Origin of the sequence: Streptomyces sp. NPDC127108 (assembly GCF_042677545.1) — a bacterium.
GTDB lineage: Bacteria > Actinomycetota > Actinomycetes > Streptomycetales > Streptomycetaceae > Streptomyces.
Window position 1 is genome coordinate 14,958 of record NZ_JBHXTE010000033.1, and the last position, 11,658, is coordinate 26,615.

Annotated in this window: 7 protein-coding genes; all 7 read left to right on the forward strand. The window is 72.7% G+C overall.

What is annotated here, in order from left to right; genetic code table 11:
• The first annotated feature begins 33 nt into the window (after positions 1-33).
• From ACFVHO_RS26060 to ACFVHO_RS26090, 7 genes are read left to right on the forward strand one after another with little or no spacing between them, the layout of a single operon-like run.
• Complete coding sequence (locus ACFVHO_RS26060; protein WP_385719218.1) at positions 34-1,350, forward strand: nucleotide sugar dehydrogenase; 1,317 nt, start codon at positions 34-36, stop codon at positions 1,348-1,350.
• Positions 1,340-2,605, forward strand: coding sequence for a glycosyltransferase family 4 protein (locus ACFVHO_RS26065; protein WP_385719221.1), 1,266 nt, complete (start codon positions 1,340-1,342; stop codon positions 2,603-2,605). The genes ACFVHO_RS26060 and ACFVHO_RS26065 overlap by 11 nt, the downstream gene beginning before the upstream one ends.
• Positions 2,602-3,987: a Wzz/FepE/Etk N-terminal domain-containing protein gene (locus tag ACFVHO_RS26070; RefSeq protein ID WP_385719224.1), complete on the forward strand. Its 1,386-nt coding sequence runs from the start codon at positions 2,602-2,604 to the stop codon at positions 3,985-3,987. The genes ACFVHO_RS26065 and ACFVHO_RS26070 overlap by 4 nt, the downstream gene beginning before the upstream one ends.
• A complete protein-coding gene (locus ACFVHO_RS26075) occupies positions 3,984-5,510 on the forward strand; it encodes a Wzz/FepE/Etk N-terminal domain-containing protein (protein WP_385719227.1) in 1,527 nt (508 codons plus the stop codon). Before ACFVHO_RS26070 ends, ACFVHO_RS26075 begins: the two co-directional genes overlap by 4 nt.
• A 2-nt stretch (positions 5,511-5,512) precedes the next feature.
• Positions 5,513-7,441, forward strand: coding sequence for an asparagine synthase (glutamine-hydrolyzing) (gene asnB, locus ACFVHO_RS26080; RefSeq protein WP_385719230.1), 1,929 nt, complete (start codon positions 5,513-5,515; stop codon positions 7,439-7,441).
• 27 nt (positions 7,442-7,468) lie between these two features.
• Positions 7,469-9,679, forward strand: a complete 2,211-nt coding sequence (locus ACFVHO_RS26085; RefSeq protein ID WP_385719233.1) for a bi-domain-containing oxidoreductase — start codon at positions 7,469-7,471, stop codon at positions 9,677-9,679.
• Positions 9,676-11,652 (forward strand): alginate lyase family protein, encoded by a 1,977-nt coding sequence (locus tag ACFVHO_RS26090; protein WP_385719236.1) that lies wholly within the window; start codon positions 9,676-9,678, stop codon positions 11,650-11,652. Before ACFVHO_RS26085 ends, ACFVHO_RS26090 begins: the two co-directional genes overlap by 4 nt.
• Positions 11,653-11,658: the final 6 nt, after the last annotated feature.

The window sequence follows — 11,658 nt, forward strand, 5'->3', positions numbered from 1 at the left end:
CCGGAAGGGCATGCCTGGGGGGAGGAACGGGTTATGAGAGTCAGTGTCTTAGGGCTCGGCTACGTGGGCTGTGTGTCGGCCGCGTGCCTGGCCAGCCTGGGTCACGACGTCATCGGCGTCGACGTGAACCAGGTCAAGGTCGACATGGTGAACGACGGCAAGGCGCCGGTGGTGGAGGAGCGGATCGGCGAGCTCGTCGCCGAGGTCGTGGCGGCCGGGAAGCTCCGCGCCACCGCCGACGTCCGTGCGGCGGTCAGGGACAGCGAGGTGTCCCTCGTCTGCGTGGGCACGCCGTCGGAGCCCAACGGCAGCCTGTGCACCACGTACTTGGAGCGGGTCACCGAGCAGATCGGCGCGGCGGTGGCCGAGCAGGGGGGCCGGCACACCGTCGTGTTCCGCAGCACCATGCTCCCGGGCACCTGCCTGAACCTGCTCGTGCCGATCCTGGAGAAGTTCGTCGGCGGCACGGCGGGCGTGGACATCGGGGTCGCCGTCAACCCGGAGTTCCTGCGCGAGGGCACAAGCGTGCGGGACTTCTTCGACCCGCCCAAGACCGTCATCGGCGAGCTCGATACGGCGAGCGGCGACGTGGTGGCGGCGCTCTACGGGGGCCTGCCCGGTGAGGTGTTCCGGGTACCGGTCCCGGCGGCGGAGGCGATCAAGTACGCGGACAACGCGTTCCACGGCCTCAAGATCGGCTTCGCGAACGAGCTGGGCGCGGTGTGCCAGGCGCTCGGCGTGGACTCGCACCAGGTGATGGACGTCTTCCTGGCCGACCGCAAGCTGAACATCAGCCCCGCCTATCTGCGGCCCGGCTTCGCCTTCGGCGGCTCCTGCCTGCCCAAGGACCTGCGCAGCCTGGTGCACGCGGCGCAGCGGGCCGATGTCTCGGTGCCCATCCTCGCCCATGTGCTGCCTTCCAACGCGGACCATCTGCAGCGTGCGGTGGACCTGGTCGAACGCACCGGCAAGCGCCGCGTCGGCCTCTTCGGCCTCTCCTTCAAGCCCGGCACCGACGACCTCCGCGAGAGCCCGCTCGTCGAGCTGGCGGAGCGGCTCTTCGGCAAGGGCTACGACCTGCGGATCTACGACGCCAACGTGAGCCTGTCACGGCTGCTCGGCGCGAACCGCGAGTACATCGAGACCCGCCTTCCGCACCTCGGGCAACTGCTCGCCGACTCCGTCGACGAGGTGCTCGAGCACGCCGAGGTGTGCCTGGTCGGGACCAGGGATCCGGCCGTCCTCGCGGCGCTGCCCCACGGCGGGGAACCGGTGATCGTCGACCTCATCCACCTTCCCGACGCCGACGCGCGCCGGGCCGAACCGGGGTACGTGGGCCTTGCTTGGTAATGCGACAGGCGGCGACCGGCGTGGCCGGCGCGCGCTGATCCTGGTGGAGAACCTGTCGGTGCCGTTCGACCGGCGGGTGTGGCAGGAGTGCACGACACTGCGTGACGCGGGCTGGACGGTGGACGTCATCTGCCCGCGGGGCGAGAAGCGGGACACGGAGCCGGAGGCGGTGATCGACGGGGTGCGGATCCACCGCTACCCGTTGCGCGCGGCGACCGGAGGTCCGGCCGGCTATCTGAAGGAGTACGGATCGGCGCTGTGGCACACGTACCGGCTCGCCCGCAAGGTCGGCCCGGTCCACGTGGTCCACGCCTGCAACCCGCCGGACCTCTTGTTCCTGCCGGCGCGGTGGCTGACGCGGCGCGGCGCGCGGTTCGTCTTCGACCAGCACGACCTGGTGCCCGAGCTGTACCTGTCCCGCTTCGACCGCGGCGAGGACCTCCTCTACCGCGGCGTGCGCGCCCTCGAACGGCTGACCTACCGGGCCGCCGACATCGTGATCGCCACGAACGAGAGCTACCGGGACGTCGCGGTGCGCCGTGGCGGCAAGAGACCCGAGGACGTGTTCGTGGTGCGCAGCGCGCCCGCGGTCGAGCGGTTCCAACCGGTGCCGCCCGAGCCGGAGTTGAAGCGCGGCAAGCCCCATCTGCTGTGCTACCTGGGCGTGATGGGGCCGCAGGACGGCGTCGACTACGCCTTGCGGGCCCTCGCGAAGCTGCGCGACGACCTCGGGCGGACCGACTGGCACGCGGTGTTCGTCGGCTCGGGTGACGCCTTCGACTCGATGGTGGGGCTGTCCCGGCGGCTCGGTCTTTCCGACCGGGTGCAGTTCACCGGGCGCATTCCGGATGCCGACCTGGTGCGGTACCTGTCCACCGCGGACGTGTGCCTCTCCCCCGACCCGCGCAATCCGCTCAACGACGTGTCGACGATGAACAAGGTCCTTGAGTACATGGCGATGGGCCGGCCGATCGTCTCGTTCGACCTCCGGGAGGCACGCGTCTCCGCCGGGGAGGCCGCCGTGTACGCGCCCGCCAACGACGAGGCCGAGTTCGCCAAGCTCGTGGCGCTGCTCCTCGACGATCCGGAGAGGCGCGCCCGGATGGGCAAGATCGGCCAGGAGCGGATCAGCGGGGAGCTGTCCTGGCAGAACTCGCAAGTGTCGCTGCTCGCTGCCTACGCAGCCGCCTGCCGCGACCGGACTCCGGCGTCGGCCCGCGCCCCGATCCGCACAGGGAAGAGGCAGCACAGTTGAGTGAAGAAGCAATACGCCTGGTCACGATCGGGCGGATCTTCCGTCGGCGTTGGCGGCTTCTCGTCATCGTCGCCGTGCTGGGCGCGCTCGTCGGGTACGGCACCTCGGTGCTGTTCCCGCCGCGATACACGGCTTCGGCATCGGTGTTGCTGCCGGGGCAGTGGGAGGAGCGCGAGCTGCTGACTCAAGCGGAGATCGCGACGAGTTCGGCAGTGGTCGACCGCGCGGCCGCCTCCCTTCGCTGGGGCGGCGTCAGCGGCGGCGAGCTGCGGGATCAGGTGAGCGCCAAGGCCTCCGACGGGAACATCATCAAGATTTCGGGTACGGCCGAAAGCCCGGAGCGCGCGCAACAGCTCTCCGACCGGATGGCGGAGAAGTTCGTCGACTTCGCCGCGCGCATCGCGGGCGGCGACCCCGACTCCGATTCCGACTCCGATTCCGAAGCAGCCACGGGTCCCGAGGCCCTGCGGAAGAAGGTGGCGGAGACCAACCGTCGCATCACCGACCTGGCCAACGCGGCCGATCCGGGGCAGACCGTGGAGAGCGTGCAGGCCCGCACCGAGCTGGAAAAGCTGCGCACCGCGCTGCAGGAAGCCATGAAGAAGCTGGACGAGTCCGACCGGGCGACCAGCAAGGCCGGCATGGTCGTGATGGGCCCGGCGGCCCGGCCGACCAGTGAGGCACCGCCGACGAGAACGCAGTTCGTCGTCGCCGGGGCGCTGCTGTTCTTCCTGGTCGCGGTCATCGGCCATCTCGCCGTCGCGCGGGGCAACCGCCGTGTGCGCACCGAACCGGAGATCGCGGCGGCGCTGGGCTCCACGGTCCTCGGTGCCGTCGACGTGCCGGGGGGACGGCTCGCCCTCCGGTCCGCGGGCGGTGGCCCGCGGGCCTGGATCCGGGGGCTGCTCGGCCTCGACACCCGGTGGGACCTGCCGGCCCCCCGGCGGTCGGGCGACGAGGCCAGCAGACAGATCCGCTACCGGCGGGTGTGTGCCCGCCTCCGCGAGAAGCTGTTGGCCCCGCGGCGGCTCCTCGTCGTCGTACCGGACGGCGACGGGATCGCCCGCCGGGCCGCCGAGCAGCTCGTCGCCGAGGCCGAGGGCGATCCGATGCTGCGGGTGGTCGACGTCTCGGTGGACCGGCCGACGGTGCCGGACCGCGACACCGAGTCCGGTGCCCTGGTCGTGCTCAGCGCGGGCAGTTGGACCGCGGGGGAACTCGGCGGCATCGCCGAGGCATGTGCGGACGGCAGGCACGAGGTCGTCGGCATCGTCGTCGCCGGTACGGTCCAGGACCGTCCGGCGCGATCCGCCGGCCGGTCCGCGGAGAACGCCACCCCGGCGCTCGCGGCGCGCGGCCACGCGACGGGGGGTTCCGGATGACCACGAGTACGACTGCGGAGTCGTCGGCTTCGACTCCGCTCCTCGACCTGCAGGCGCTGGTCGTGGCGGTGCGCAGGCGCCGTCGCCTCTGGTGCTCCCTCGCGGTGCTCGGGCTGCTGCTCGGCGCGGCGTTCGCCGTCCTGCGACCGCCGCCGCCGACCGCGGCGACCAAGGTCCTCGTGGCGCACCAGGAGGACCAGCCGAACGACACCGGCACGCTGATCCGCACGGACGTCGAGCTGCTCAAGACCACACGGATCGCGGGCAAGGCCCTGCAGTCCCTCAAGTCCCCGGAGAAGCCGGAGGACTTCATGCAGGACTACCGGGGCACCGGCCTGACCAACAACCTCATGCAGATCCATGTGACGGCCGACACCGAGGCGAAGGCCGTGGCCCGGGCCAAGGCGCTGGCCGAGGCGTTCGTCGCGGACCATGTGCGGCGGATGCGGGAGACCGCGAAGACCGAGGCCAAGGCCCTGCTCGACCAGCGTGAGCGCATGAAGGACGAGCTCGCCAAGGTCAACGAGGCGATCGGCGACCGGTCGCCCGAGACCGATTCGAGGGACTCGGCGAGCATCGAGTCGCTCTTCGCCCGCCGGGCCGAGCTGAACTCGCGGATCGCCGACTTCGCCCAGCGCGCCGAGGAGGCCCGCGTCGGCACGCCCCGACTCATCGCCGGTACACAGATCGTGGACGCGGCGCGCGCGGTGCCGCACTCGCTGCCCAAGGCCGCCGCCACCAGCGCCGGGGTCGGTCTCGTCCTCGGGCTCGTCCTCGGGCTCGCGGTGGCCGCGGTCGGCACGGTGGTGGCGGACCGTCCCGTGCTGCGCCGTCAGATCGCGGCGAACCTGGGCGCGTCGGTCATCGCGGAGCTGCCCCGGCTGCCGCGCCGGTCGGCCCGGCTGTGGCAGCTCCGCCGGACCCGGGCGGCACGGTCGAGGCTCACCACGAGCCTGGCCCGCACCGTGCGCGGCTCCGCGGAACCGGTGTCGCTCCTGGAACTTGGCTGTGCGGGCACCACGAGCGTCATCGCTCTGGACGTCGCGAGGGCGCTGGCGGCGGAGGGGCCGGTGGTCATCGTCGACGGCCTGCCCGGCGCGCAGCTCGCGGGCCGCCGCCCGGAGCCGGGAGACCCGGACGTCGTCAGCGGTGAGGACGCCGCGGCCGTGCCGCAGCAGACGCGTCGGCTCGGCGTCGGCTCGGTCGCGCCCGGCACGGCGTGGACCGACCTCCGGTTCCTGGGTGGCCGGACCGTGCTCGTCGTGCGGGCCGGGCACGGCAGCGCCGCGTGGCTGCACACCGTGGCGCGGCAGCTCGCGGACCTGGACATCCCGGTGATCGGAGTGGTGCTGATCGACCCCGATCCGCGGGACCGGACCGACGGCACCCTGTGGGACGGGCTGCACACCGCGCTGCGCGGCCCCATGAAGCGGATGACCCGGCACGGGACGGGCCAGCTGCGGATGGAGCGGCCGCCGGTGCCGGCCGCGCGAGTCCCGAACAGCGACCAGGAGGCGCGGTAGACATGTGTGGAATCGCAGGCACTTTCCGATGGCCCGACGGCAAGGCCGTGACCGACCGGCTCACCGAGACACTCGCGCACCGCGGCCCGGACGGCGCGGGCCGTTACAGCCACTCCGCCGGTGACGGCGAGGTGCACCTCGGGCACCGTCGCCTCGCCATCATCGACCTGTCCGAGACCGGCGCCCAGCCGATGGTCTCGGGCGGCCTCGCCCTGACGTACAACGGCGAGCTGTACAACGCGCCCGAGCTGCGGGCCGAGTTGGCCGCCGCCGGGGTGCGGTTCCGCGGGACCTCCGACACCGAGGTGGTCCTGGAGGCGTGGCGGCGCTGGGGCACGGACTGTCTGCCCCGGCTGCGCGGGATGTTCGCGTTCGGGATCTTCGACGAGCGCACGGGTGACCTGGTGCTCGCGCGCGACCAGCTCGGCATCAAGCCGCTGTTCCTGCTGCGGCGCGGCCAGGGTCTCGTGTTCGCGTCCGAGCTGAAGGCGCTCGCCGCCGTGACCGGCGGGTCGTTGGAGGTGGACCACGGGGCGCTGGTGTCCTCGCTCCTCTACTACTGGGTGCCGGACTCGCGGTGCGCTTTCCGCGAGGCGGAGAAGCTGCCGCCGGGGAGCTGGCTCCGGTGCCGGGCCGACGGCCGGGTGGAGCGCGGCCGGTACTGGCACCTGAAGGACGTCGCCGCCGAGGGCCGGGAGCGGGCCCTCAGTGGGGAGCTGCCGGACCTGGCGGCCGTCGTCGAGGAGTCGACGCGGCAGCATCTGCTCTCCGACGTGCCCGTGGCGACCTTCCTCTCGGGCGGTCTCGACTCCAGCTATCTGACCGCCCTCGCGGCCCGCCACCAGCCCGGGATCTCCGCGTACACCATCGGGTTCCGGGCCGAGGACGCCAAGTTCGAGGCGATGCCGGACGACCTGCGCTACGCCCGGCAGGTGGCCGAGCGGTTCGGCGTCGACCTGCACGAGATCGAGATCGCTCCGAACGTGCTCGACCTGCTGCCGCAGATGACGTACCACCTGGACGAGCCGATCGGCGATCCCGCCGCGATCAACACGTTCCTGATCTGCTCGGCCGCCCGGGAGGCCGGGGTCAAGGTGATGCTCTCGGGGATGGGCGCCGACGAGCTGTTCGCCGGGTACCGCAAGCACCTGGCCAACGTGCTCGCGCTGCGCTACCAGCGCGTACCCGGGCCGCTGCGGCGCGGGGTGTCCGGGGTCGTGGACCGGCTGCCGGTGGCCTCGGCCCGCCGGGGGTACCGGTCGGTGCGGTTCGCGAAGCGGTTCCTGTCCTTCGCCGACCTGCCGGAGGAGACCGCGTTCCGGCGCAGCTACACCATGTACGACCAGGAGGAGTTGCTCGCCCTGGTCTCCCCGGACCTGGCCGGGACCGTGGCGGACGTGCTGACCGAGCACGCGGACGTCTACGAGGACAACGACCTCGACGACTTCGTGAACCGCATGTGCCTGGGCGACGCCCGGATGTTCCTGCCGGGCCTGAACCTGACGTACACCGACCGCTCCAGCATGGCCGCGTCGACCGAGGTGCGGGTGCCGTACGTGGACGTCGAGGTGGTCAGGGCGGCGTTCGCGGTGCCCGGCGACCGCAAGATCGTCAAACGGCAGGGCAAGGCCGTCCTCAAGGAGGCGGCCACCTCGATCCTGCCCCGCGAGATCGTGTACCGGCCCAAGGGCCTGTTCAGCGCCCCGCTGCGGGCCTGGATGAGCCGGGATCTGGCGCCGCTCGTGCGCGAGGTCGTCAACGACGGTCTGCTCGTCAGCTCCGGCCTCCTGCGCCGTGACGCGCTCACGCGCATGGTCGCCGAGGACGCCGCCGGGCAGCGGGACTTCTCCAAGCATCTGTGGCACGTGCTGACTCTTGAGTACTGGTACCGCGGCGCGACCTCTGGCTCCGGCCAGAGCCAAGCGGCCTGACGGCGTGGAAGAACAATAGGAGCTCCGGTGAAACAGGTTGTGCAGAACTACAAGAGCGGCGAGCTGGCGGTCCTTGACGTGCCGGTGCCCGGGTGCAAGCCGGGCGGTGTGCTGGTCCGCAGCGCCTACTCGCTGATATCCACCGGGACCGAGCTCATGAAGGTGTCCGAAGCCGGGATGTCGATGCTGGGCAAGGCCCGCTCCCGCCCGGACCAGGTGGCCAAGGTCATGCAGAGCGTGGCCACCAACGGGCTGCCCGCCACGTACCGCAAGGTGATGGGCAAGCTGGACTCCTACACACCGCTCGGCTACTCGCTGTGCGGTGTGGTCGAGCAGGTCGGCGCCGGCATCGACGACGTGGCGGTCGGTGACCTGGTGGCCTGCGCGGGCAACGAGCACGCGCTGCACGCCGAGCTGAACTGGGTGCCGAAGAACCTCTACGCCCCGGTCCCGGACGGCCTCGCGGCGCGGCACGCGGCCTTCGGCACCGTCGGGTCGATCGCGATGCAGGGCGTCCGCCGCGGCGAGCCCCAACTCGGCGACGTGGCCCTCGTCATCGGCCTCGGCCTGATCGGGCAGCTGGTCGTGCAGCTCCTCACCGCCTCGGGCGTCCGTGTCGTCGGGGTCGACCCCGACCCGGCGCGCTGCGATCTCGCCGAGCGCCTGGGCGCGGCGGCCTGCGGCGATCCCGCGGCCGCGGGCGTGGAGGCCGCCGTCGCCGAACTCACCGGCGGTCACGGTGTGGACCAGGTGTACCTGGCCGCGGGCGGCGGCAGCAACGAACCCGTCGAGCTGGCCGCCAAGCTGTGCCGGGACCGCGGCCGGGTCGTCGACATCGGCAAGTGCCGCCTCGACCTGCCCTGGAACGCGTACTACGAGAAGGAACTCGACGTCCGTTTCTCCCGCAGCTACGGCCCCGGGCGCTACGACCCGGAGTACGAGCTGGAGGGGCGCGACTACCCGATCGGCTATGTGCGCTGGACCGAGCGCCGCAATCTGGCGTGCTTCCTCGATCTCGTCGCCCGCGGCAGCGTCGACGTGGAGCCCCTGGTCTCGCACATCGCCGACTTCGACGACGCCGTCGAGACGTACCGGCGCCTGAAGGACGGCGAACTCAAGGCCGTGGCCGTGCTGTTCCGCTACCCCGGCCACCCCGGCCAGGCCGCGGAGTCGGGGTCCCCGGAGGTGGCCGCGCCCACGGTCACGGTGCCCGCGGTGAACGTGCGGAGCAACGGCGGGGTCTCCCTGCGGGCCCGGTCCGCCGCGGGGCCGGTGCGCGTCGCGTTCGTCGGCGCCGGGAACTACGCGACGTCCATGCTCCTGCCGCACCTCGCGGAGCGCGACGGCGTCTCGTTGTCGACCGTCGTCACCACGACGGCGCTGTCCGCGGCCAACGCCAAGCGGAAGTTCGGCTTCGCCGAGGCGACCACGGATCTCGACGCGGTGCTCGGCGACAAGTCCATCGACGCGGTGTTCGTGGTCACCCGGCACAGTTCGCACGCCGAGCTGACCCGCAAGGCGCTGCTCGCGGGCAAGGCCGTGTTCGTGGAGAAGCCCCTGGCCCTCACCGAGGACGAGCTGGCCGGTGTCCTCGCGACGGTGGAGGAGTCCGGCAACGACCGGCTCCAGGTGGGCTTCAACCGCCGGTTCGCGCCGCTGCTGCGGGAGGCCAAGAACCGGTTCGGCGCCCGGACCGGTCCGGCGAGCCTGCGCTACCTGGTCAACGCGGGCCGCCTCCAGCACGGCAGCTGGTACCTCCAACAGGGCAGCGAGGGCTCGCGGTTCGCGGGCGAGGGCGGGCACTTCATCGACACGGCGAGCTGGCTGCTCGGAGCCGACCCGGTCTCGGTGTACGCGGTCGCCCCGGCCGGCAACGAGGACCTGCAGATCGTGCTGCGCTACCCGGACGGCTCCACCGCCACCATCAGCTACGTCACCACCGGCGCGCCCAGCTTCCCCAAGGAGACCCTCGACCTCGTCGCGGACGGCAGGGTCCTGAAGCTGGACGACTTCGTCCGCGCCTCGGTGCACGGCCCCAAGCGGTGGGTCAGTTCGCGGCTGCCCAAGGCCAGGGACAAGGGCCAGAACGCCGAACTGGCCGCGTTCGTCAAGGCCGTGCGCACCGGCGGGCCGATGCCGGTGCCGCTGCAGTCCCTCGTCGCCACCACGGCGGCCACCCTCGCCGTGCAGACCGGTCTGGCCGGGGGCGCGCCGGTGACGTTGGCGGGGCCGCGATGACCATGACTGCGGGCTGGTACCTGCGGCGCTTATCCCGGATGGGGCCGCGGGAGATCGGCGGCCGGGTGGCCGACACGGTGCGCAGGCGGCGCTGGCGGTCGGCGCGGCCCGAGTGCCCGAGCGTGACCGGCGCCCGGTTCACCGCCGTGCTGCCCGCCGGGACGGTCGCCGCGGTGCCCCCGGACGCCGCGAAGCGCCTCATCGCCGAGGCGGACCGGCTGCTCGCCGGGCACGTCGAGTACTTCGGGGTGGTCCGCGACGACCTGGCCGACCCGGACTGGTGGTGCGACCCGAAGACCGGGCGCCGGGCGCCGTGGGGCTACGCCTTCGACGTGCCGTACCGGAACGAGGACGCGGTCGGGGACATCAAGCAGATCTGGGAGCTGTCCCGGCATCAGTACCTCACCGTGCTCGCCGCCGCCTACGCGGTCACCGGGGACGAGCGGTACGCCGAGCGCGTGGCCGAGCACCTGCGGTCGTGGTGGGCGGCCAACCCGCCGCTGCGGGGCGTGCACTGGATCAGCGGCATCGAGCTGGGCATCCGGCTCCTTTCCTGGGTGTGGGTCCGCCGTCTGCTCGACGGCTGGCCGGGCGCGGCCGACCTGTTCGAGGGCAACCCGGTGGCGCGCAACCAGATCTGGCACCACCAGCGCTGGCTGGCCGCCTTCCCCAGCCGGGGGTCCTCGGCGAACAACCACGTCATCGCCGAGGCCGCCGGGCAGTTCGCCGCGGCCTGCGCGTTCGGCTGGTTCCCCTCCTCCGCGCGCTGGCGGGCCGACGCGCTGCGCTCCCTGGAGCGGCATCTGCGCGCCAACACCTTCCCCTCCGGTCTCAACCGCGAGCTGGCCACCGAGTATCACGGGCTCGTCCTCGAACTCGGCCTGGCCGCGGTGGCCGAGGCGGACGCCGCCGGTGTGCCGGTCCCCGCGTCCGTCCGGCTCGTGCTGCTGCGGATGACCGACGCGCTCGCGGCCGTCGTGGACAACCGGTTGCGGCCGCCGCGCCAGGGCGACGCGGACGACGGGCACGGTCTGGTCGTGGACGGCGCGGGCACCGACCGCTGGGGCTCGCTCCTCGCCACCGGGGACGCCGTGTTCGGCAGGCGCGACTGGTGGCCGGAGGTGACCGGCACCGATGTCCGCACCCCGCTGCTCGCCGCGCTCGTCCGGCCGTACGGGAAGCAGGGGACCACGCAGGCCGTGGCACGCCCGGCAAGCCGCCCGGGCCACTTCGCCGACGCGGGCCTGACGATCCTGCGCGGTCCCGAGGAGATCTGGTGCCGCTGCGACGGCGGTCCGCACGGGTTCCTGGCCATCGCCGCGCACGGCCACGCGGACGCGCTGTCCGTGGAGGTCCGGCACGACGGGGTCGACGTGCTCGCCGATCCGGGGACGTACTGCTACCACGGGCAGCCCGCGTGGCGGCGGTACTTCCGGTCGACCCTCGGCCACAACACCCTGGAGCTGGACGGCGGTGACCAGTCCGTCTCCGGCGGCCCGTTCCTGTGGACCCGGCACGCCCGCAGCCGCGTCCTGGCCGCGGACACGGCCGCCGAGGGCGTGGCCCTGTGGTCCGCCGAACACGACGGCTACCAGCACTCCGTGCACCGCCGCCGGGTGGAGCTGACCGCCGCGTCCAAGGAGCTGCGGGTGGTCGACGAGGTCCGCGGCCGACGCGGCCCGCGCCGGGCCGTGCGCCTGGCGTTCCACCTCGGTCCGACGGTCGCCGCGGACCTGGTGGGGAACTGGGCGGTGCTCACCTGGACCCGGGACGGCGAGGTCCGCTCCGCGGTGCTCGACCTGCCCGGGCAGCTGAGCTGGCGGGCGCATCGCGGCGAGAGCAGCCCACCGCTGGGCTGGTACTCCCCCGGCTTCGGCCGCAAGGAACCCGCCACCACGCTGGTCGGCACCGGCTTCGTCGACGGCGTCGCGCCGTCGGCGAAGTTCACCACCGTGCTCAGGTTCTGCGGCTAGGGGGCG

Bases quoted from the DNA above. Each gene is read 5' to 3' on its own strand.
- ACFVHO_RS26075 (WP_385719227.1), top strand. From the start codon at position 3,984: ATGACCACGAGTACGACTGCGGAGTCGTCGGCTTCGACTCCGCTCCTC.
- asnB (WP_385719230.1), top strand. From the start codon at position 5,513: ATGTGTGGAATCGCAGGCACTTTCCGATGGCCCGACGGCAAGGCCGTG.
- ACFVHO_RS26090 (WP_385719236.1), top strand. From the start codon at position 9,676: ATGACCATGACTGCGGGCTGGTACCTGCGGCGCTTATCCCGGATGGGG.
- ACFVHO_RS26060 (WP_385719218.1), top strand. From the start codon at position 34: ATGAGAGTCAGTGTCTTAGGGCTCGGCTACGTGGGCTGTGTGTCGGCC.